Below are 20,028 nucleotides of genomic sequence, written 5' to 3'. Positions count from 1 at the left end.
CACGAGGGGCGGTCGCGACAATGGCTCCTCAGATCCGACCGCGTGGTGGCAGACGCGGCGATCCACCACTGCAAGGGGGAGTTCGCGTTGCAGACGCCCGCCGCCATACCCTCGGAGTCCAGGGGTGGCTCCGTGGGGCGTACGCTCGCGGTCCTGCGTGCTCTGCATCAACTGGGCCCCGGGGCCCATCCGTTGACCTCCGTCGCCGCGCGCGCGGGTCTGCCTGCCCCCACCGTCCACCGCTACGTCCAGGCGCTGGTCGGCGAAGGGGCCGTGCAGCGGCAAGGGCCGCGCGGCCACTACTCCCTTGTAGAGGCACCGCATCTCTTCTCCGGCTCCTTCTCGGACTCGTCCGGTCCACCGACCGGGACGGGGTCGGCTACTGTTCGCGCCGAACTGATCACACTACAGTCACGCACCGGACACATCGCTCTGGCGTACGCACCGCTGCTCATCGGCACCCCCATGCGCATCCACGCCGAGCAGGCCCTGGGTGCCCACGCGCAACAACTGCACGCGACCCCGCACGCGACTCTCCAAGCCCTGTGGCGAGCCCCGTTGGAGGCGGACCCGCCCGGCTGGGCGATCCAGGCGTGCCTCGGGGACGTCACCGCGGCGCGGCCGCAGCTCGCGCGCATCCGCCAGGACGGATACGCCCTGGGGCCGTCGCTCCTGCTCGGCAGGGACGCCGTCGCCGCGCCCCTGTGGCGCGGTTCGACGGTGGCCGGTGCGGTCAGCCTGCTGGCCCCACACGGCCAGTTGCGCAGCCCCACCGCCCGCAATCGCTTCATCGAGGCCGTGATGGACACCGCAGCCATGATCAGCCGTCAACTGACGCGCTCGGGCGTCACCGCGACAGCTGTCTGAGCTGCCGCGACCCCTCAGCCGACATCCCTGCTCCCCGATCCTTCGAGAAAGGTTTCTTGTGACCCGCTCCGTCCTGATCACCGGTGGCAACCGCGGCATCGGCCTGGCCGCCGCCCGCGCCATGCAAGCGGCGGGCGACCGCGTCGCCGTCACCTACCGCACGGGTGAACCCCCGGAGGGGCTGTTCGGCATCCGGTGCGATGTCACCGACACCGACCAGGTGCAGGCCGCCTTCAAGGAGGCGGAGAACGAGCACGGTGCGGTGGAGGTCCTGGTGTGCTGTGCCGGGATCACCAGGGACAAGCTGCTCATGCGCATGAGCGAGGAGGACTTCACCTCCGTGCTCGACACCAACCTCACGGGCACCTACCGCGTGGTCAAGCAGGCCACCAAGCCGATGCTGCGCGCCAGGTTCGGCCGCGTCGTACTGGTTTCCTCGGCGGTGGGCCTGCGGGGAGAGAGCGGCCAGGCCAACTACGCCGCCTCCAAGGCGGGCCTGGTCGGTTTCGCGCGCTCCATGGCGCGCGAACTCGGCTCCCGCAACATCACCTTCAACGTCGTCGCCCCCGGCCTCACCGAGACGAACATGATCGAGAGCCTTTCCGACGAGCAGCGGGAGAACCTCGTACGGCAGATACCTCTGGGCCGCCTGGCACGCCCCGAGGAGATCGCCGCCACCATCGCCTTCCTCGCCTCGCCCGCGGCCAGTTACATCACCGGCGCCGTCATCCCCGTGGACGGCGGTGGCGGCATGGGGCATTGACCCCGCGCGCCGCCGGGAGTCGCGGGGCCCTGATAGTGGAAGCTGGGCTGCCGGGGGGTGATCTGGGTCGGGACGAGGGGTGGTTGACTCATGCACCAAGGAGACGAACCGGGGCAAGCAGAGCAAGCACATGGCGTAGAACAAGCACATCGGGCAGAGCAAGCTCATCAGCCAGAGCAAGCAGATCCGTATGAGATGGCCGACATCAAGGTGGCGCTCGTCGGCTTCGGCGAGGCGGGGCGGCAGCATCTGCAGGCCCTGGGCGGCACGGTCGGCGCCTGTCCCGTGGCGGTGGTCGAGGACGACCGGGAGGCCGCCGCGGTGGCCAGGTCGGCCGGCCTGGAAACGCGTGACATGGACCAGGTCCTGGCGGACGAGTCGATCCGCCTCGTCGCCCTGTGTCGCCCCCCTGAGCACCGTCGGCTGTGGATCAGGGCCTTGGTGGCGGCAGGCAAACACCTCCTCCTGGACTCACCCGCGGCCCAAAGCGCCCACGAGCTGTGTGAGTTGCTGTTCCTGACCGAGCGGGACAAGGTGCTCGCGGGCGTCATGGCACAACACCGCTTCACGCTGCCGAGGGACATCTGGCACGGGGACCCGAACCGGTTCGCCGGCGCCGAGGCGAACCTGGTGGTCTCCCGCCTCGCGGGCGTGCACTATCTCGACCTCGCCTGCCAGATCCTGGGCACACCACGCGAGGTGAGGACACTGCCCACGGGCGCTGCCGGACCGGACGCCGACGTGCGGACCACCGCGTACGTACGCTTCACGTCGGGCGCCCACCTCACGCTGACCGTCACGAGCCCGACGAGCCCGGCCGGCGAACGGCTCTCGGTGCTCGGGGCCACCGACTGGATCGACGTCCGGGCGGGAGCCGTCAGCGGCGAGGTGGCGGGCCTGCCGTTCTCCCGCCCGGCACGTCCTCCCATGCTGCTGCGTACCGCCGTCTACCAAGAGATGACGGACGCGGTGCGAGGAGAGCGGCCACTGGATCTGGCGGGGCTGAGACGCAGTACTGGAGTGATGCGCGTGCTGGATGGCCTGTCATATGAGGGGTGCTCTTGAGCGCCCGGGTGGTCGTGGCCTGGAAGCGGATCGAGACATGGCTGCGCGCTCACGCTCCGGTGTCCGCCCGGACGATCCTCCCCCCGGTCGACGAAGAGGTTCTCGCCGCTGCCGAGGCCCAGTTGCACGCCGCGCACGGGCACGGTTTTCCCGAGGAGCTGAAGGCGTTGTGGCGCATGTGCGGCGGGGTGGAGTGGGTCGACGTCGAGGAGGACGAAGACGGCGACCTGGCGGCCTATGACTTCCTCGACCACGTCCTGCTGGGGCCGGACGACGCCGTGCGGGCGCGCGGGATGTGGGAAGCCCTTGCGGGTGGCCTTACGGGCGGAGCGTTGCGTCCGGTGGCGCAGTGGGTTCCTTGGCTGGGGGCGGACAACGACGCTCCCGACAGCGGCCGGTACATCTCGCCTTCGGGTGTGGGGCGTTGGGCCTGTTACGAGGGTGCGGAACTCGGCGACCCGACAGAGTTCTCGTCGGTGACGGAGTATCTGGAGGCGGTGGCCGACGCCTGTGAGCGCACGGCACGGGCCCGCTGATGTCGAGGCCGGAGCCCAACCGGCAGGTGCCCGGGGTCATGGGGGGAGCGCTGATCTGGGCGCACATCGACCACCCCCATGGAGTTCCGGACGGCTGGCAGCCGCTCCACCCACTCCCCGGAGACTTCCGCGCGACCTGGCCGACCGCGGCCGACAAGCACGCGGAGGCCGCAGTCAGTCAACTCCGCCGGACGTCGCCGAGGAAGACGAGCCCGTCGGTCCCGGCCAGCTGGGCCGGGTCGAGCGGGGCATAACCGAACCACGGGGATACGCGCGGCGCGGGCGGTGTGTCGCCGAGGGCCGCTGCCAGACGCGGGGCGTCGACGACGTAACGGTCCTCGGGCAGTGCGTAGAGCAGGCCTTCGACGGTGTCCGGCGGCGGGGCGTCCACTCCCTGATGGGGGAGTGTGCCGAGGGCCGTGGCCACGAAGGCATACCCCTCGCCCTCGCCGAGGCGGGAGTTGACGAGTGCGCCCGCGCTCCACCACTCGAGCTGCGGCTGGTCCCACATGCGCATCGTGCTCGCGTGCCGCTGGAGGTGGCTGTTGTGGGCGTGGACGAGTGTCGGACCCCGTTCGGCGAGGGCGAGGAGATTGTCGGCCATCATCAGGTCGCGCAGGCCCACCAGGCGGGCCATGCGGTTCGGTGAGGCGTCGGCCATCCAGTGGTGGTAGCGCAGCAGGCCGGTGGCGGTGCGCCCGTACAGGCGGGCGCGGTCCCGGTCGTCGCGTGAGGTCACCGTGCTCAGGTGAGGGGTCTGCGCGTCGAGCAGGGCCACGAGATCGTCGGCGAGCAGCCGCAGCGCCTTCGCCTCGGCCGACTGCCCCACGGACTGGGCCGGGTCCATCATCGCGGCGGGGTTGACCCACCGGTCGTCGTCGCCGAGCAGGTGATCGAGGGTCTGCGCGGTGCAGGGCAGCAGGCCTGTGTCGATGAGGTGGGCCGAGAGGTAGGCGTGGAGTGAGGTGAGGGCCTGGCGGGGGCTCGTGGCGTGGGTGATCTCCAGCGGGCCGTCGAATCCTGCGAAGCGGACGTGCTCGGCGGGGGACCGGCCGACGTTGAACGCCCGTGCCCAGCGTACGAGTTCACGGTTGGCCGCGGAGGTGCCGAGCCCCAGCTCGGCGTGGCTGAAGCCGTGCTCCATGACCTCGTCGAGGGTGCCGGTGCCGGAGGTGACGTAGTCGTCCACGAGCAGGCCCGCGACGCAGTCGCTCTCGATCGCGATGGTCCGGTAGCCCTCCTGCTCGACGAGCTGCCGGAAGAGCTCGTTGCGCAGTTCGAGCAGCGTCTCCTCGCCGTGGGTGGGCTCGCCCAGGGCGAGCACCTGTGGCCGGGTGCGCAGCAGCCTCATGACGCCGGCTGCCTCGACGGCATGGGTGGTGTCCTTGATGTCAGTAGCCATGCCTTGAACGCTATCGTTGAACACTCGCTTGAAACTTTTCTCCGGCATGGGCGGGGGCATGGGGCGAAACCTTAAAAGCGGGGAGCGGCTGAGGCCGATCGACCTGGCGCGCGGGCACGGTCTGTCCACGCAGGCGGTCAGGAACTACGAGGAGGCCGGCATCCTCCCGGCCGCCGAACGCACACCGCACGGCTACCGCACCTACACCACGCTGCACGCGCGGGCCCTGCGTGCGTTCCTGGCCCTGCTGCCGGGCCATGGCCACCCGACGGCGACGTCGATCATGCGGGCCGTGAACCGGGGCGCGGCCGACGAGGCGTTCCGTCTCATCGACGAGAGTCATGTGCAGCTCCTCGAGGACCGCCGCACCCTTCAGGCGGTGGAGAGAGCACTGCGCGACCTGGAACCCGTACCGGCGTCCGGGGCCGGGCCCGAGGGCATGTTCGTCGGGCCGCTCGCGCGAAAGCTCGGCATCCGGCCGGCGACGCTGCGCAAATGGGAGCTGGCCGGTCTCGTGCACCCGCGCCGGGATGCACGGACCGGCTACCGCGTGTACGACGAGGCGGACGTACGCGATGTCCGGCTGGTGCACCAACTCAGGCGGGGCGGCTACCTGCTGGACCAGATCGCCCCCTTGATCACCCAGGTGCGGGCCGCCGGTGGCCTGGAACCCCTGGAAGCCGCACTGAACGACTGGCGCGAGCGGCTGACCGGCCGCGGACGAGCCATGCTGACCGGCGCCGCCGAGCTGGAGGCGTACCTCGGCGGGGGAACGTGAGCGCGGGCGCCACACCGGCGGCTCAGTGCCCGGAAGACCTGCCGCGATGGTGCGATGTGGGGACAGGGCGGTTCTGGGTACATGGCGATTTCAGCGGAATAGCGATCGATGCGGGTAGAAAGGTGGCACAGGCCGATGAGAGGAGACGACGTGGCGTCGGACGCGGACGACAAGGACGCGGAGCGTCTGCTGGACGGGCTCTCGGTGGACGAGGCCCGGCCGGAGCGCCCGGTGCTGCTCGACGCGGAGGGGGAGCCGCTGCGGACCTGGCAGGAGAACTATCCCTACTCGGTGAAGATGAGGCGCAAGGAGTACGAGCGGCAGAAGCGCATCCTGCAGATCGAGCTCCTCAAGCTGCAGAGGTCGGTGCGCGAGCAGGGCCAGCGCATCGTGGTCGTGTGCGAGGGGCGTGACGCGGCGGGCAAGGGCGGCACGATCAAACGCTTCACCGAGCGCCTCAATCCCCGCGGAGCCCGCGTCGTGGCGCTGGACAAGCCCACCGAACGCGAAGCGGGTCAGTGGTACTTCCAGCGCTACGTCGCACAGCTGCCGTCCGCCGGGGAGATCGTCTTCTTCGACCGCTCCTGGTACAACCGGGCCGGTGTCGAGCCCGTCATGGGTTTCTGCACCCCGCGCCAGCACGAGGAGTTCCTCGAGCAGGTGCCGATGTTCGAGAAGATGATCACCGATGACGGCATCGTGCTGGTCAAGTTCTGGTTCTCCGTCTCCCGGGCGGAGCAACGTACGCGCTTCGCGATCCGCCAGGTCGATCCCGTACGGCAGTGGAAGCTCTCGCCCACGGACCTCGCCTCGCTCGATCTCTGGGACGCCTACACCCGCGCCAAGGTGGAGATGTTCCGCTCCACGGACACCGTGCACGCACCGTGGTCGGTGATCAAGTTCAACGACAAGCGCCGGGGGCGCCTCGAGGCCATCCGGCATCTGCTGTTGCGCGTCGACTACGCGTCGATGGACAAGGAGGCGGTGGGGGAGGCGGACCCGCTCATCATCGGCCCGGCCGACACACTGCTGGAGGCGGGCGAGGACCCGACGGACCTGTCCCCCAGCCGCCTCGCCGACAACGGCCGACTGGGCCCCGGCCAGCACCCGTGACCACACCCGGACCGAGGCCCCCTCCGAGTCTGCTCGCGGTCTTCGCCCACCCGGACGACGAGTCCCTGTCGGCGGGCGGAGTCCTCGCCCGCCACGCAACCGAGGGCGCCCGCACCGCAGTTGTCACGGCGACCTGGGCCGCGGACACGGTACGAGCCACCGAGCTGGCGCAGGCACTTCAGATCCTCGGCGCAGGGCAGCCCCGACTGCTCGGCTACGCCGACGCGCGCGTACCGCATTCGGCCCCCGGCGCGGCGCGGTTCTGCGACGCACCGATCGACGAGACGGTGCGGGAACTGGTCGCCCACATAAGGGAGTTCCGCCCGCAAGTCGTACTCACCCATGATGCCTACGGCGGCCTTCCCGGCCACCCGGACCACGTGCAGACCCACCGGGTGACCATGCTCGCGTGCCAGGCGGCGGGGCTTGAGCGCCTCTACCCCGACGCCGGTGCTCCCTGGCAGCCGACGGCCCTGTACGCGGCCACGCATCCGCACTCTGCCGTACGGGAGTGGGGCGGACGCCTGGCCGCGACAGGCAAGGCCACGCGCACCGTTCCGGACGAGTGGGTCACCGCGGCGGTCGACGTCCGGCCATGGCTGGAGCAGAAGGTGGCCGCGGTGCTGGCGCACCGCACCGAGGTGGAGCGCGGGGCCGTCCCGGGGCTGATCGCGGGCCTCGCGCCGTCCGACCGGGAAGCGTTGCTCGCCACCGAGTGGTACATCCGCCACGACCTCGTCCCCCACCGGGCAGCTCAGGCCACGCAGACGCGGCTGATGGCCTGAGTGCCGGGCAGAGGCGGCAGCGGCGGATGGACCGTCAGCGCGCGGCGAGGTCCGCGAGGAGCTGAGCGGCCGGCTTCGGGTGGACCAGCCAGCGCAGGTGGCTTCCCTCAAGGGTCCGCACGTCGAAGGGGTTGTCGGGGGTGAGCGCGTCGCCCTCGCGGATCATCCGGTCCTGCATGGCGAGCGGGATGCTGGCATCGTCGGTCAGGCGCACATAGGTCTTGGGGACGCGGCCCCACGTGGCAGCCTGCGTCCGGTCGGCGGAGGTGCCGGCATCGAGGTTCTCGTCGGGCTGGAAGGTGTTCAGGAACGTACGGAACTCCTCATCGGTGAGATCGGCGGCGAAGGCCTGCTTGAGCGCCGCGTACGTAGCAAGGTCGGCCGTCCGGAAGTTGACCCGGAGCAGTCCGAGCTCCGCCGGGTTCCCGACGAGTGCCGGAGCGAAGGCTCCCGGGTCGACACCGGCCATCTCCGGCTGGGCGTAGTAGTCGTTGACATCCAGATCGACGGGGCACCAGGCGGAGACGTAGGCGATCCGGTCGACCAGGTCGGGCCGGGCGTTGGCGACCGCGGTCAGCGTGATGCCGCCCCTGCTGTGGCCGACAAGGATGGTCGGGCCGTGCTGCTTCGCCCGCTCAAGGACCTCGATGACACGCGCGGCGTTGTCGGCGAGCGTGACCCCCTTGATGCTCCCGGGCTCCTGTGCGAGCGCGTCGAGATCCTGCGGCGCCTGGTAGGCCGCGGCGTACGTCGCCTCGAAGCCGTGCCCCGGCAGGTCGACCGCGACCGAACGATGGCCGAGGAGACCGAGCTCGGCCTGCAGCGGCGCGAACGAGAACGAGTTGGCGAAGGCACCGTGCACAAATACGTAAGTCGGCTGATTTTGCATGCCGGTAGCCTCCAACGAAACGATCTTCGGAACAAGCACGATTTGGATACTTCGTGCCGCTGCCCGGCCCGCCGGCAATCGTGCGGAGCGGCCCTGTGCGGAGCGGACCCGCCGCGCACGCGAGGGGCCTCCGCGCGGACGCCCGCGTGCATAGCATGGCCTCATGACCGTAGATCTGTTCGCGGGCATTCCCGTCCGCGATTACACGACGGCGGTGGCCTGGTACGAGCGACTGCTCGGCGGGCCGCCTGCTTTCCTGCCCAATGACACCGAGGCGGTGTGGGAACTCGCCGAACACCGTTACATGTTCATCGAGGTGCGGCCCGAACACGCCGGGCACGCCCTGCACACCGTGTTCGTCGACGACTTCGACGCCCGCGTCGCCAAGATCGCCGGGCGTGGCCTGAAACCGGACACACGCGAGACGTACGCGAACGGGGTCCGCAAGGCCACCTTCCGCGACCCGGACGGCAACGAGATCGGATTCGGCGGCGGCCCGGTGGAGTGAGGGGGCGGGCCGTCAGCTCCCTGGGCCGGCTTCCGATGTCTTGGCGCACAGGTACGGACGCGCCAGGAACAGCGCCGTAGCGGTCAGGAGGATGCCGAAGTAGACCGGCGCGAGGTGGATGAGATCCGTGTAGTGGATCGTGCCGTGCACCACGACAGCGGGCAGGAAACCCGCGGCCGCCGCCACGGCCAGGCTCCAGAACACCCAGGACTCGCCGCGCCGCCAGCCCCATGCGCTGAGCAGTACGATCGCCACCGCCGCGGACATCAGCGCCCCGCCGAAGCCCGCGCGGTCGTGGGCCAGGAACGGCACGAGCCGGGGATTCACGGCTTCCAGGGTGTGCCTGTCGGTGCCCAGGAAGGTCAGGTCGGTCGGCACGAAGACATCCGTCAGGCCGACCACCGAGATCACCGCCCCGCCGACGAACAGTCCCGCACCCGTGAGAATCATCAGCAGCTGGCCGACCAGCGCCCGCCTGCGCTCCGGCTCCGGCCCCTCGGGCACCTGGCGCCACCGGGGCGCGTGCGGAGTGCGGCGGACCCCGGCGACGAACATCGGGAACAGCACGAGGGCGGTGGCCGTGTGCAGGGGTTCCACGAAACCGGTGGCCAGGAAGTAGAAGAGGGTGGGGAAGCCGATGGCGCCCGAGAGCAGATACACCTCGCGGGCCCAGGGCCATCCGCGCCGGATACCGCCCACGGCGAGACCGGTGTAGAGGGCGCCGATGGACACCATCGTCCCGGCCATGGTGATCCGGTCGTGCTGGAGGAAGTGCACGAGGTGGTGGTTGGCGGCGTGCAGTTCGTGCAGCGTCATGCCGAGGTAGTCGCGGTCGTACCGGAGCAGTACCGGGCCGAGCGTGATCGCGGCGGCGCCGAGCCCGGCGCCCGTCATGCCGAGCCCGACGAGCAGCGCCCACCACCAGGCGGGCCAGCGGCGCGGATCACGGCCAACGTCGCGCAGCGCCGGAGCGGATGTGGTGGGCGTGGCGGCTTCGGCGACCCGCGCGAACCAGCCGGGTCCGGCGGCCACGAGCACCGCCGGGCGGGCGAGTACGACGGTGCCCGCGTCTTCGAGGGCCGTCGCCGCAGCTGAGACCGACGGGTCGCACACGCGGAGGACGTGCGGGTCCTCGACGCCGGTGAACCCGTCGACGTGCGGTTTGAGGGCGGCCTCGGCCTCTGGGTCGCAGGCCCCGACGACCACCGGGATCGAGCGGTTCGCCGCGGCCTCGCGCACGGTCGCCACGTCAGCCGCCGAGACGGGAGCCACCTCGACGACACCGGCCCCCAGCGGGGACATCGCGCGGACCGTGTCGCGGGCGAGTGAGGGCGGGACGGATATGCCCAGACGGACGGCCACGGGCACACCGGCGATCTCGCCCGCGAGCCGGCGCGGCGGATGGCGGTGGCCGAACCCCCGGGCGATCAGCCGCGCACCGGCGGGCCGGGAGCCGATCGAGGCCAGGATGCGCAGGGCGGTTCGCTGCGAACGCCGCACTCCGAGGACGGCGGCTGCCGCGCCCCGCAGTGGCTGATAGGTCCAGTCCGGCATCAGCGGCTCTCGTTCCCCGTCGTGGCGGTCTCCTGGTCACCGGGTGCGCTCCAGCCGAGTACGGGCGTCATGGAACGCAGCGTCACCCGCGTCGGTATCAGCCGGGCTGCCGTGTCCCGCAGCAGCACGGCCGGTGGCCAGGACAGCTGGCCCAGGGTGCCGAGCCGGGCGGAGCGGCGCGCGATGGCCTGGGTGCGCGGGCGACGCAGCCGGTCGTACGAGCGAAGGGCGTCGGCCACCTGCGAGGTGCCGTCGAGGCAGTGGGCCAGCGTGACCGCGTCCTCCAGGGCCTGGCACGCGCCTTGCCCCAGGTTCGGGGTCATGGCGTGCGCCGCGTCGCCGAGCAGCGCGACCCGGCCGCGGACGAAGGAGGGCAGCGGCGGCAGGTCGTACAGGTCGTGGCGCAGCACCGCGGGGGCGGGGACGGCGGCCAGGAGGGCGGGGACGGGATCCGGCCACGCCCCGAACCGGCGCAGCAGCTCCTCGTACTCCGACGTGTCGGCGGTCGTTCCCGCGGGCAGCGAAGCGGTGGCGAAGCAGTACATGCGCCCGTCCGGCAACGCCGTGTAGCCGAACCTCTCCCCGCGGCCCCAGGTCGCCGCGCCCTCGGCGGGCGGCTCGGTCAGGGGCTCGGTGACCATGCGCCAGGCGGAGTACCCGGCGTAGCGCGGGCCGGCCGCATCGGGCCAGAGCGCGCCGCGGACCGCGCTGCGCAGCCCGTCGGCACCGATCACGAGGTCGGGCCGGGACTCACCGCCGGGGTGGGCGACGACCAGGCCGTCGCCGTCGTCGCGGACCGATGACACCTCGCTGGCCGGCCGCAGACTGTCGGCGGGCAACACCCCGGCCAGCGCCCGCAGCAAGTCCGCGCGGTGCAGGACCACCAGGGGGTGGCCGAAGCGCCGGGCCAGCTCCCCGTTGTCCGTACGGGAAAGCCAGCGGCCCCGGCGGTCGCGTACGCCGCCGGATGCCTCGACGGCGCCGAGCGCCCGGACGGTGTCGGCCAGGCCGAGCACGTCGAGCGCGCGCAGGGCGTTCGGCCACAGGGAGATCCCGGCGCCGATCTCGGTGAACTGCGGGGCACGCTCCAGCACTTCGACGCGCCAACCGCGGCGGTGCAGGGCGATGGCGGCGGCGAGGCCGCCGATCCCGCCGCCGACGATGGTCGCGGCGCGCTGCGGCATGGTTCTTCCTCGCTCCGGTTTCGGGGGCGCCACCCCCGGTCAGGTGGCCGTCGATGCGGCCGGTGCGTCGCTCCGGCCGGCGCCCGGGCGGCGAGCCCCCGAGTCAGGTACGCAAGTCCGGCTGAGCGGCGCCTTATAGCAACATGTCGACAGAGACCTGTCAATGTGACGCGAAGCGGAGTGGCCAGCTCCGGCACCTGTGCGCCGGCACCGGATCTCCAACCGCCGCGGTACGGGGTACCGCGACGGTTTACGGCAGATGTCAAACCTGCACATGACGCCTGTGATCCGCGCGGTCCGTAGCTTCGGAGTCGACCAGTTCCGTGCACACGGCACGGAACAGAAACTGGGGGATGCGGCAATGCTGACGACGAAGCACAAGGCCATCATCGGAACGGCTGCCGTGGTGGTGGCAGGCGCCCTGGGCGCGACCCCGGCCATGGCGGCTCCCGCGCAGGCCGCGGCGGGTGGAACCGCGCCCGCGTGCATCGAGCGGAGCTACGTGAACAACGCCGACGGCGGCATGCAGTCCTGGCCGTACAACAACTGCGGAAAGACGATGCGCATCAAGATCATCGTGCACAACTGGCGTGACACCTCCTGCCAGTCCATTCCGAACAAGCACAGCGCGTACTTCCACACCCTCGGCGGCCGATACGACCGCACCGCGGTCTGCTGACCGACCCAGCCAACAACGGAGGCCCGCCCACCACCAGGTGGCCGGGTCTCCGTGGCGCGCCCGGCACCGACGGCACCTCATCAGCGCACCAGCATCGACCGGTCCGTGCGGGGCCGATGGGCGCGTACGTCCACGGGCCGCCCGTCGGGGTCCCGAGCCGTCATCGTCCACTGGGTGGGCAGCGTCTCGATGGGCGCGACCGCCCACCCGGCACCCAAGATGCGCTCGCGAACCTCACACAACTGCGCATGGGTTCCCACGCGCAGCCCCCACCCCGCCTGACCCAGAGGGTCGAGATCAGTGGCGGCAGCGGCTGAGGGCGTCTCGACGATCATCAAGTGATCGTCTCCGCCGACGTCGAGGACCGCGATCCGCGGATCAGACGAGGTCGCCGCACGCTCGAAGGCGAGCGTGGCGCCGAGCAAGTCCGTGTAGTAGGAGACGAGTTGATCGAGGTCGGTCGTGGACAGGGACAGATGGTTGATTCCGAGGAGGTCGGCCATGGTCGGGCAACTGTAGTGCAGGGTTTGAGGCTGTCCATGACGGCGCCGATCGCCTACCCACCTGGTGGAGACGGCGTTCACCCGAGATGGGATGCGAGCCGCTCCAGCAGGCCGGGGATGTCCCCCGCGGAGCCGTAGGCGTGGCTGAGCTGCGGCCACTTCGTCATGCGGGGATCCAATCAGGTCAGGCATGGGGGTGTGCCGTGGGGGATTGGATGCGGCCCTCCGTGAGGGTGAGGGATTGGGCGGTTGCGGGGAGGTTCGAGAGGTGGTGGGTGATCAGGAGTGTGGTGCGGGCTTGGGTGGCTTGGAGGATGTCGGTGAGGACGGCGTCGGCGGTTTCCGGGTCCAGGCCTTCGGTGGGCTCGTCGAGGACGAGGACCGGTGGGTCGGCGAGCAGGGCCCGGGCCAGGAGCAGGCGCTGACGCTGGCCGCCGGACATGGCGGAGCCGTTCTCGCCGAGGAGGGTGTCCCAGCCGTCCGGCAGGGATTCGATCCAGGTCAGGAGTCGGGCTTTGCGGACGGCTTCGCGCAGCTCGGTGTCGGTGGCCGCCGGGCGGGCCAGGAGGAGATTGGCGCGGATGGTGGTGTGGAAGACGTGGGCGTCCTGCGTCATGCCGGTGATCGCACGGCGGACGTCGGCGCCCGCGCAGTCACGTAGTTCGCGTCCGCCGACACGGATGCTCCCGGACTCGTAGGCAACGAACCGCATGAGCGCGGCGATCAGCGTCGACTTGCCGGAGCCGCTGGCGCCCTGGAGGACGGTGAGGCGGCCGGGCGGCAGGTGCAGACTCACTCCGTCCAGGACCAAAGGGCCGTCGGGAGTGTGACGTACGCGCAGGTCGGTGATGTCCACGCCGACCGGTGCGCGGAGGGTGAGCGGGGCCGGCGCGGGTGGGTCGGTGACCGGTGGTGGTGTGTCCATGAGATCGGCCAACCTGCGTGCACTGAACCGCGCTTCGGTGAGGTGCCGCGCGGCAGCGGGCAACGGCGTCAGCGCCTCGAAGGAGACCAGCGCGAGGACTGCGAGGACGGTGAGGTGCACGGCGGGCAGTTCCCCCGACGCGTGCGCGTGCAGCGCGAGCCAGGTCACGCCGATCGTCGCCGCGGCCTGGAGGAGCAGGATCGTGGTGGAGGCGACCGAAGTGGTCCAGGCCGCCCGGCGCTCCAGCGCGGCGATCCGGGCGCAGGCGCGGAGGTTCCGCTCGTGGGCGCGAGCCCTGGCCCCGTACGCGGCGAGATCCGCCGCTCCCTGGGTCAAATCCAGTGTCAGAGCGGCGAGTTCGGCGCGCGCCCGCTTGTCCGCGCGGCTCGCCCGGCGGGACAGCGTGAGTACCAGGGCGGGCACGAGAACCCCCGCCGCGGCCAGCAGCAACCCGAGCAGCACACCCGCCTGCGGCAGCACCGCCGTGGCCATGGCCGTGGCGCCGATGGCGACCGTACAGGCGGCTGCCCCGGGGATCAGCACCCGCAGCAAGAGGTTCTGCGCGGCGTCGACGTCGTCGACCAGACGGGTGAGCAGGTCGCCGCTGCGGAAAGCGGGGGTGCCCGCGGGAGCGAGGGGCACGAGGGCCTCGTACACCCGCGTACGGAAGCCTGCGACGGCCCGCAGCACTCCGTCGTGGCCCAGCAACCGGTCGGCGTAGCGCAGCGCTCCGCGTCCCAGGGCCAGGGCCCGCACGGCGACGATCGCCAGACTCACCGAGGCGAGCGGCGGCTGTTCGGCCGCGCGGGTGATCAGCCAGGCGGCGGTGGCCATCAGCGCGGCGGCCGCCAACTCGCTGCAGGCCGAGGCGAGGGCAGCGGGCAACAGGCGGCGCCAGTACGGCAGGAGGTGGCCCAGAAGACGGAGCGTGGAGCGCGGCGTGCGTACAGGGGCAGGAGCGGGCGTGGTGGCGTCGGCGTGGCGGGTCATGGGGTCACCAGGCCCTCGACGAGAGCGAGTTGAGGTGCAGGGGCAGCTTTGGCCGGAGTGATGAGGCCCGCCTCTACGGTGATGATCCGGTCGGCGTGCGGCAGCAGGCTCGTGCGGTGGGCGACGACGACCGAGGTCTTGCCGCGCATGAGGCGCACTGTGGCGCGCGTGACGCAGGCCTCGCTCTCGGGGTCGAGGTGGGCCGTCGGTTCGTCCAGGAGCAGTACGGGGGCGTCCTTGAGGAAGGCGCGGGCCAAGGCGATCCGCTGGCGCTGGCCGGCGGACAGTCCCGCGCCGTGCTCGCCCAGCATCGTGTCGTACGCCTGGGGCAGTTCCTCGATGAAGCGACCGGCGTAAGCGGCGCGTGCCGCTCCGCGCACCTCCGCGTCACTCACGTCGGGGCGCGCCAGGCGGATGTTGTCCGCGACGGAGGCCGCGAACAAGTGGGGGCGTTGTGGCACCCAGGTCACCTGGGTGAGCCATCGGTCGGGGTCGAGGGCGGCGAGGTCGGTGCCGCCGACGGTGACACGGCCCGACGCGGGGCGGGTGAAGCCGAGGAGCAGCGCGAGGAGCGTGGACTTGCCCGCGCCGCTCGGCCCGACCAGGGCGACGCGTTCGCCGGGCCGCAGGGAGAGCGAGACGTGACTGAGGGCGGGGGTGGCGCGGCCCGGGTAGTGGACCGTGACGTTCTCCAGGCGCAGGTTTGCCGCGCGGGTGTCGGGCACCGGGGCCTGACGGGCGGCGCGCGCCGGGGACACGTCGCGGCCACCGGTGGCGTCGGCTGCGGCACGGCCGCGCGGATCCGCGGCAGCAGCAATGCCATCGGCACCAGCACCGCCATCGGCACCGGCACCGGCACCGGCAAAGGCCTCGGCCTCGGTGTGGGTGTGCGTGTCGGGCACGGTCCCGGCCTCGGCATCACAGTCGGCCTCGTCGAGGACGGCGAAGACCCGCTCGGCGACAGCCATGCCCTCGGCGCTGTCGTGAAACGCCGCCCCAGCCGCGCGCAGCGGCAGATAGGCCTCGGGAGCCAGGAACAGCACGACGAGGGCCGTACGCAGGTCCATCTCTCCGTCGAGCAACCGCAGCCCGACCGGAACGGCCACCAACGCCACGGAGAGAGTCGCGACCGTTTCCAGGACGAGGGAGGACAGGAACGCCACGCGCAGCGTGCGCATGGTGGCCCTCCGATGGGCGTCGGCCATCTCGTGCACCACACGCGCCTGATGCCGATCGCGCCCGAACGCGCGCAGTGTCGGCAGCCCGGCCACCACGTCCAGGAAGTGGCCGCCCAGCCTGGACAGCAACTGCCATTGCCGGGCGGTGCGCCGCGCGGTGTGGGCGCCGACCAGCGCCCCGAACACGGGGATCAGCGGCAGCGTCACGACGGTGATCAGCGCGGAGGCCCAGTCCGTCCACGCCAGCCACGCGACCACCGTGAGGGGTACCACCGCGGTGGCCGCCATGGTGGGCAGGTAGCCGACGACGTACGCGTCCAGGGCATCGAGGCCTCGGGTCAGCACCGTGGCCGTCTCGCCATGACGCCCGGCAGTGAGCCCCAGAGGGTTGGTGTGCCGCAGCCGACCGGTGATCCGTACGCGCATGGCGCACTTGGCGTCGGCCGCGGCGCGCTGCGCGAGCACACCGCGAACCCAGGTCAGCAGCGCGCGCAACGCCATGACAGCGGCCAGCGCGGCCAGTGGCGTGAGGCGGAACGGACGCCCGTCGAAGCCGTCCGCGAGGATCGCCGCCAGCAGGACGGCCTGGGTGACGGTGAGTCCGGCGGCGAGGAACGCGAGCGCCGAGGAGTACGTCATGTGGCGGCGCAGCAAAGGCAGTTCACGCATTAGACGTCGTTCGACGGGCTTCATCCCGCGACCCTCTCTTCCTTCTCAAGGCTTCCCCTGGGCGGTGCTTCACTTGTGCGGTGCTTCCCCGGTCCGCTGCTTTGCCGGGGTCAGAAGTAGCTGGGGTGACGGCGGCCCGTCCGGCCCCGGAAGGCCCACCAGCTCCACGTCTGGTACGCGAGGATCGTCGGGACCACGAGGACCCCGAACGCGCTCAGGATCTTGAGCGTGGCGGTGTCCGTGACGGCGTGCCCGATGGTCAGTCCCTCGCCCGCCGTGGTGATCAGGAGGTACGGGTAGTGGCCCGCGCCCACGAGCAGTACGGGCAGCGCCGTCGCGCAGCACGTGGCGGCGAAGGCCGCGATGTCGTGTCCGCGGGCGAAGGACCACCAGGCGCCGGCGAGCGCCGCCGCGAACAGGGCGGCGATGACACCCGATGTGGCGCGGTTCGTCATCGAGGCGCCCGCCCCGAAGAACGTGAGGAGGAGCGCGAGGGAGCCTACGGCTGCGGCCCCACGGAGCAGGACGGCACCCAACTTCCGTGTCCGTGAGTCGAGATCGGGGGCGGATCGCACCGAGACGAAGGCGGCGCCGTGCGCTGCGAAGAGCAGTGCGGTGGTGGCGCCGCAGGCCAGCGTGAACGGCGAGAACACATCACTGAACCCGATGTGGAAGCTTCCGTCGGCGCGGCGCGGAACGCCCCGTAGGAGCAGGCCCACGACGAGCCCCCAGCACACCGCGGGCACCGCCCCGCCGAACACGATCAGCGCTCCCCACCAGCGGCGTCCGCGAACGCCGCGTGCGCGACGACGCAGTTGGACGGCCGCGTTGCCGAGGACCAGGCCGACGAGGATCGTGACGATCAGGGGATACAGGCCGGGCAGGAGGGTGCCTTCGAGGTGCGGGAAGGCACCGAACAGAACGCCGGCGAAGGCGACCAGCCAGACCTCGTTGCCCAGGAAGAACGGGGCGATGGCGTCGAGTGCGGAGCTGCGGCCGGTGTGCTTGTCCTGATCATCCTGACGCTCTCGGCCGTCTCGGCCGTCTCGGCCGCCTTGGTCGCCCCGGCCGTCCCGGTCGCCGAGGAAGGGGTGCAGCATCTGTACGCCGTAGTCATAGCCGCCGAGTACGAAGTACCCGGCGAGCAGCAGGCCGAGGAGGGCCAGCCAGGCGGTCTCCAGAGTCATTTCGCTCAACTTTCCGTTGCGGTCGGCAGCTTCAGAAGGCCGGGACCGGCTGCTTCTCGTCGGTGGAGCCCTCTGGGCCCTCGGGCAGGTGCTCGGGGAGCGGCTCGGTGGAGCCGAGCTGCGTGGCCTCGGGGCCACGGAGGGCAAAGCGGGTGATGAGGGTCCAGTTCGTCACCGCCAGGGCGAGGAAAACGGCGATGAAGACGGTGCAGGACACGGCCAGTGCGGTCGTGCTCACGTGGGAGAGAGCCTCCTCGACCGTCAACTCTCCGTAGACGAGCCAGGGTTGACGTCCGACCTCGCGGACGACCCAGCCGCCCACGGAGGCGATGAAGGGGAACGGGACCATCGCGACCAGCACCCACAGGGCGGGCCGCCAGCGCTCCAGCCGGTTCCTCCACAGCAGGATGAGGGCGATGAGCGTAATGGTGGACACGGTGTTGCCGATGATCGTCATCGCGTCCATCGAGATCCGCATCGTGTCCTGCCAGGGCACGTAGTCACCGGGCCCGTGCTCCTTGACAAGTTGTGCCTGCACCTCGGCGACGCCGCTGTTCTCCAGGACGGCGTCCTTCATGGGCTGGGTCCGCTCGATCACGGGCCGCTGCATCTCGCCGACGACCACGACGAAGAACGAGGCGACCGTGGCCACCCACAGGCTCAGACGCAGGGAACCGCGGAACAGCTCGCTCTCCTTGGTGCGCCGGAGGAAGTGGTAGGCGCTGACACCGGCGATGAAGACGCCGCCCGTCGTCAACGCGGCCAGCGCGATGTGGAAGAGCGCGACCAGGGCGCTGGAGTTGGTCAGCAGCGCGCCGAAGTCGGTCAAGTAGGCCGCGCCGTTCCGCACTTCATAGCCGACCGGGTTCTGCATGAAGCCATTGGCGATCATGATCCAGTACCCGGAGGCGTACGCGGTCAGGGCGACCAGCCAGATGAGCGTGACGTGTACGCCCCTGCGCAGGCGGCCCCAGCCGAAGATCCACATGCCGAGGAAGGTGGACTCGGCGAAGAAGGCGATCAGCGTTTCGAGGGCCAGCGGGGCGCCGAAGACGTTGCCCGCGAACTTGCTCAGGCCGCTCCAGCTGAGCCCGAACTGAAACTCCATGACCAGGCCGGTGACGATGCCGACCGCGTAGTTGATGACGTAGAGCTGGCCCCAGAAGCGGGTCATGCGCTCCCGTAGGGCTTTTTTGGCGGGGTCGCGGGTGTACGCGGCCCGGGTGTGCATGATCGCGACCAGGGGGACGAGCCCCATGGTGAGGATCACGAACAGCCAGTGAATGCCTGTTGTGGCCGCGAACTGGAGTCGGGCCAGATCCGCAGCGCTCATGGCGGGACCTTCCTGGGAACGGGGTGACCGGGCGACGAAAGTTGCCGGAGAAGTGCCGATCGGTGGCTCTGAGGAAGACCGTAGAGAGGATCGCTTATGCGATCCAAGACTTGTTCTGCCATGTGAAGATAACCCTGAGGGCATAAAGGAGAGTTGGCTCGGACGGCCGGAGCGAAGGTGGACCATGGATCTTCTGCAGTTGCGCTACTTCCAGGTCGTCGCCCGTTTCGAGCACATCAGCCGTGCCGCCCAGGAACTGCACGTCGCCCAGCCCTCGTTGAGCCGCACCATCGCGCGCCTGGAGGCCGAGCTCGGCTCGCCCCTCTTCGAGAGGCAGGGGCGCCGCATCCGGCTCAATCCGTACGGAGCGATGTTCCTGCGGCATGTGGAGCGCGCCCTGAGCGAACTGGACGACGGTCGCAGAGCCGTGAGCGAGGCTCGTGACACCGGCCTCGGGCGAGTGAACGTCGCTTCCGAGACGCTGCTGACGGTCACTCACCTCGTGGGCAGCTTCCGGGCCGCTCATCCCCGTGCCGACGTACGGCTCTTCCAGTCGACCGCGCAGGAGATGGACCGTCGGCTGCGCACCAGGGAGGTCGACTTCTGCGTCGCCTCACAGCCGCTGACCGGAGCGAACCTCGAGTCGGTCGAGCTCGCACGCGAGGAGGTCCTCCTTGCGGTGCCGCCCGGGCACTGGCTCGAAGGCAGGGAAAGCGTGACGATCCCCGAGATCGCCGACGAGCCCTTCGTCAGCACACGTCCGGGTCACTGGCAGCGCGCCCTGCTCGACCGGCTGTTCGCCGCCGAGGGGCTTACCCCGGTGCTGTCCTGTGAGGGTGACGAACCAGGCGCCAGCCAGGACATGATCAGTGCGGGTCTCGGCATCGGCCTCATCCCGGCCATGTCCCGCCGGGCCGGTACGGCGGCAGTGGTACGGGTCGCCTGGGTCCGCCTGGACGCGCCCGGCTGCGAGCGGGTGCTCACCCTGGTGTGGGGCCGGGACAGCTACCTGTCCGAAGCCGCGCTGAAGTTCAGGGAGTTCATCACCAGCCGGCCCTTCATGACCCACCGCATGACCGCGGCGCGCGGCGAGGGTGTCCTCGACCCGTCCTGAGGTGCC

19 protein-coding genes are annotated in these 20,028 nt (G+C 70.8%); 10 read left to right on the top strand and 9 right to left on the bottom strand.

Going from position 1 to position 20,028, the window contains the following annotated elements:
• The first annotated feature begins 42 nt into the window (after window positions 1-42).
• The 4 genes from ACWFRU_RS36740 (at window position 43) to ACWFRU_RS36725 (ending at window position 3,231) form a co-directional block, all read left to right on the top strand.
• A complete protein-coding gene (locus ACWFRU_RS36740) occupies window positions 43-867 on the top strand; it encodes a helix-turn-helix domain-containing protein (protein ID WP_453692440.1) in 825 nt (274 codons plus the stop codon).
• A 58-nt stretch (window positions 868-925) separates the two neighbouring features.
• A complete protein-coding gene (fabG, locus tag ACWFRU_RS36735) occupies window positions 926-1,630 on the top strand; it encodes a 3-oxoacyl-ACP reductase FabG (RefSeq protein ID WP_453692439.1) in 705 nt (234 codons plus the stop codon).
• A gap of 195 nt (window positions 1,631-1,825) precedes the next feature.
• Window positions 1,826-2,695 carry a Gfo/Idh/MocA family protein gene (locus ACWFRU_RS36730; protein WP_453692438.1) on the top strand — a complete coding sequence of 290 codons (870 nt, stop codon included), beginning with the start codon at window positions 1,826-1,828 and terminating at the stop codon, window positions 2,693-2,695.
• Window positions 2,692-3,231: a hypothetical protein gene (locus ACWFRU_RS36725; RefSeq protein ID WP_453692437.1), complete on the top strand. Its 540-nt coding sequence runs from the start codon at window positions 2,692-2,694 to the stop codon at window positions 3,229-3,231. The genes ACWFRU_RS36730 and ACWFRU_RS36725 overlap by 4 nt, the downstream gene beginning before the upstream one ends.
• A 178-nt stretch (window positions 3,232-3,409) precedes the next feature.
• Here the strand turns inward: ACWFRU_RS36725 and ACWFRU_RS36720 are convergent, their stop codons facing one another.
• Window positions 3,410-4,633 (bottom strand): erythromycin esterase family protein, encoded by a 1,224-nt coding sequence (locus tag ACWFRU_RS36720; RefSeq protein ID WP_453692436.1) that lies wholly within the window; start codon window positions 4,631-4,633, stop codon window positions 3,410-3,412.
• A gap of 58 nt (window positions 4,634-4,691) precedes the next feature.
• Here ACWFRU_RS36720 and ACWFRU_RS36715 point away from each other — a divergent pair, with 58 nt between their 5' ends.
• The 3 genes from ACWFRU_RS36715 (at window position 4,692) to ACWFRU_RS36705 (ending at window position 7,309) form a co-directional block, all read left to right on the top strand.
• Window positions 4,692-5,411 carry a TioE family transcriptional regulator gene (locus tag ACWFRU_RS36715; protein ID WP_453692435.1) on the top strand — a complete coding sequence of 240 codons (720 nt, stop codon included), beginning with the start codon at window positions 4,692-4,694 and terminating at the stop codon, window positions 5,409-5,411.
• Between the two features lie 135 nt (window positions 5,412-5,546).
• Window positions 5,547-6,524: a polyphosphate kinase 2 gene (gene ppk2, locus ACWFRU_RS36710; RefSeq protein WP_453692434.1), complete on the top strand. Its 978-nt coding sequence runs from the start codon at window positions 5,547-5,549 to the stop codon at window positions 6,522-6,524.
• Complete coding sequence (locus ACWFRU_RS36705; RefSeq protein WP_453692433.1) at window positions 6,521-7,309, top strand: PIG-L family deacetylase; 789 nt, start codon at window positions 6,521-6,523, stop codon at window positions 7,307-7,309. Before ppk2 ends, ACWFRU_RS36705 begins: the two co-directional genes overlap by 4 nt.
• Window positions 7,310-7,343: 34 nt before the next feature.
• Here the strand turns inward: ACWFRU_RS36705 and ACWFRU_RS36700 are convergent, their stop codons facing one another.
• Window positions 7,344-8,198 carry an alpha/beta fold hydrolase gene (locus ACWFRU_RS36700; RefSeq protein WP_453692432.1) on the bottom strand — a complete coding sequence of 285 codons (855 nt, stop codon included), beginning with the start codon at window positions 8,196-8,198 and terminating at the stop codon, window positions 7,344-7,346.
• A gap of 163 nt (window positions 8,199-8,361) precedes the next feature.
• On the opposite strand from ACWFRU_RS36700, the gene ACWFRU_RS36695 reads away from it, so the two are divergent.
• Complete coding sequence (locus tag ACWFRU_RS36695; protein ID WP_453692431.1) at window positions 8,362-8,706, top strand: VOC family protein; 345 nt, start codon at window positions 8,362-8,364, stop codon at window positions 8,704-8,706.
• A gap of 12 nt (window positions 8,707-8,718) precedes the next feature.
• Here the strand turns inward: ACWFRU_RS36695 and ACWFRU_RS36690 are convergent, their stop codons facing one another.
• Window positions 8,719-10,260 carry a hypothetical protein gene (locus tag ACWFRU_RS36690; RefSeq protein ID WP_453692430.1) on the bottom strand — a complete coding sequence of 514 codons (1,542 nt, stop codon included), beginning with the start codon at window positions 10,258-10,260 and terminating at the stop codon, window positions 8,719-8,721.
• Window positions 10,260-11,444 carry an FAD-dependent monooxygenase gene (locus tag ACWFRU_RS36685; protein WP_453692429.1) on the bottom strand — a complete coding sequence of 395 codons (1,185 nt, stop codon included), beginning with the start codon at window positions 11,442-11,444 and terminating at the stop codon, window positions 10,260-10,262. Before ACWFRU_RS36685 ends, ACWFRU_RS36690 begins: the two co-directional genes overlap by 1 nt.
• 361 nt (window positions 11,445-11,805) lie before the next feature.
• On the opposite strand from ACWFRU_RS36685, the gene ACWFRU_RS36680 reads away from it, so the two are divergent.
• Window positions 11,806-12,123, top strand: a complete 318-nt coding sequence (locus ACWFRU_RS36680) for a hypothetical protein (protein ID WP_453692428.1) — start codon at window positions 11,806-11,808, stop codon at window positions 12,121-12,123.
• 80 nt (window positions 12,124-12,203) lie between these two features.
• Here the strand turns inward: ACWFRU_RS36680 and ACWFRU_RS36675 are convergent, their stop codons facing one another.
• The 5 genes from ACWFRU_RS36675 to ACWFRU_RS36655 all read right to left on the bottom strand — a co-directional run bounded on the left by ACWFRU_RS36675 (window position 12,204) and on the right by ACWFRU_RS36655 (window position 18,908).
• Complete coding sequence (locus tag ACWFRU_RS36675) at window positions 12,204-12,626, bottom strand: VOC family protein (RefSeq protein WP_453692427.1); 423 nt, start codon at window positions 12,624-12,626, stop codon at window positions 12,204-12,206.
• 184 nt (window positions 12,627-12,810) lie between these two features.
• Window positions 12,811-14,541 (bottom strand): thiol reductant ABC exporter subunit CydC, encoded by a 1,731-nt coding sequence (cydC, locus tag ACWFRU_RS36670; protein WP_453692426.1) that lies wholly within the window; start codon window positions 14,539-14,541, stop codon window positions 12,811-12,813.
• Complete coding sequence (locus tag ACWFRU_RS36665; protein ID WP_453692425.1) at window positions 14,538-16,388, bottom strand: ABC transporter ATP-binding protein/permease; 1,851 nt, start codon at window positions 16,386-16,388, stop codon at window positions 14,538-14,540. Before ACWFRU_RS36665 ends, cydC begins: the two co-directional genes overlap by 4 nt.
• A 110-nt stretch (window positions 16,389-16,498) precedes the next feature.
• Window positions 16,499-17,575: a cytochrome d ubiquinol oxidase subunit II gene (locus ACWFRU_RS36660; protein WP_453692424.1), complete on the bottom strand. Its 1,077-nt coding sequence runs from the start codon at window positions 17,573-17,575 to the stop codon at window positions 16,499-16,501.
• Between the two features lie 31 nt (window positions 17,576-17,606).
• The gene (locus tag ACWFRU_RS36655; RefSeq protein WP_453692423.1) at window positions 17,607-18,908 is read right to left on the bottom strand and encodes a cytochrome ubiquinol oxidase subunit I; all 1,302 of its coding nucleotides are present in this window, start codon (window positions 18,906-18,908) and stop codon (window positions 17,607-17,609) included.
• Between the two features lie 184 nt (window positions 18,909-19,092).
• On the opposite strand from ACWFRU_RS36655, the gene ACWFRU_RS36650 reads away from it, so the two are divergent.
• The gene (locus ACWFRU_RS36650) at window positions 19,093-20,022 is read left to right on the top strand and encodes a LysR family transcriptional regulator (RefSeq protein WP_453692422.1); all 930 of its coding nucleotides are present in this window, start codon (window positions 19,093-19,095) and stop codon (window positions 20,020-20,022) included.
• The last annotated feature ends 6 nt before the right edge of the window (window positions 20,023-20,028 follow it).

This window comes from Streptomyces sp. NPDC055099 (assembly GCF_053607685.1).
The sequence above is the reverse complement of the archived record's forward strand: the minus strand, read 5'-3'. Positions and strand labels throughout refer to the sequence as shown.

Excerpts from the sequence above, each read along its gene's own strand:
- ACWFRU_RS36730 (WP_453692438.1), top strand. The coding sequence starts at position 1,826 with ATGGCCGACATCAAGGTGGCGCTCGTCGGCTTCGGCGAGGCGGGGCGG.
- ACWFRU_RS36720 (WP_453692436.1), bottom strand. The coding sequence starts at position 4,633 with ATGGCTACTGACATCAAGGACACCACCCATGCCGTCGAGGCAGCCGGC.
- ACWFRU_RS36715 (WP_453692435.1), top strand. The coding sequence starts at position 4,692 with ATGGGGCGAAACCTTAAAAGCGGGGAGCGGCTGAGGCCGATCGACCTG.
- ppk2 (WP_453692434.1), top strand. The coding sequence starts at position 5,547 with ATGAGAGGAGACGACGTGGCGTCGGACGCGGACGACAAGGACGCGGAG.
- ACWFRU_RS36700 (WP_453692432.1), bottom strand. The coding sequence starts at position 8,198 with ATGCAAAATCAGCCGACTTACGTATTTGTGCACGGTGCCTTCGCCAAC.
- ACWFRU_RS36695 (WP_453692431.1), top strand. The coding sequence starts at position 8,362 with ATGACCGTAGATCTGTTCGCGGGCATTCCCGTCCGCGATTACACGACG.
- ACWFRU_RS36690 (WP_453692430.1), bottom strand. The coding sequence starts at position 10,260 with ATGCCGGACTGGACCTATCAGCCACTGCGGGGCGCGGCAGCCGCCGTC.
- ACWFRU_RS36685 (WP_453692429.1), bottom strand. The coding sequence starts at position 11,444 with ATGCCGCAGCGCGCCGCGACCATCGTCGGCGGCGGGATCGGCGGCCTC.
- ACWFRU_RS36680 (WP_453692428.1), top strand. The coding sequence starts at position 11,806 with ATGCTGACGACGAAGCACAAGGCCATCATCGGAACGGCTGCCGTGGTG.
- ACWFRU_RS36675 (WP_453692427.1), bottom strand. The coding sequence starts at position 12,626 with ATGGCCGACCTCCTCGGAATCAACCATCTGTCCCTGTCCACGACCGAC.
- cydC (WP_453692426.1), bottom strand. The coding sequence starts at position 14,541 with ATGACCCGCCACGCCGACGCCACCACGCCCGCTCCTGCCCCTGTACGC.
- ACWFRU_RS36665 (WP_453692425.1), bottom strand. The coding sequence starts at position 16,388 with ATGCGTGAACTGCCTTTGCTGCGCCGCCACATGACGTACTCCTCGGCG.
- ACWFRU_RS36660 (WP_453692424.1), bottom strand. The coding sequence starts at position 17,575 with ATGACTCTGGAGACCGCCTGGCTGGCCCTCCTCGGCCTGCTGCTCGCC.
- ACWFRU_RS36655 (WP_453692423.1), bottom strand. The coding sequence starts at position 18,908 with ATGAGCGCTGCGGATCTGGCCCGACTCCAGTTCGCGGCCACAACAGGC.
- ACWFRU_RS36650 (WP_453692422.1), top strand. The coding sequence starts at position 19,093 with ATGGATCTTCTGCAGTTGCGCTACTTCCAGGTCGTCGCCCGTTTCGAG.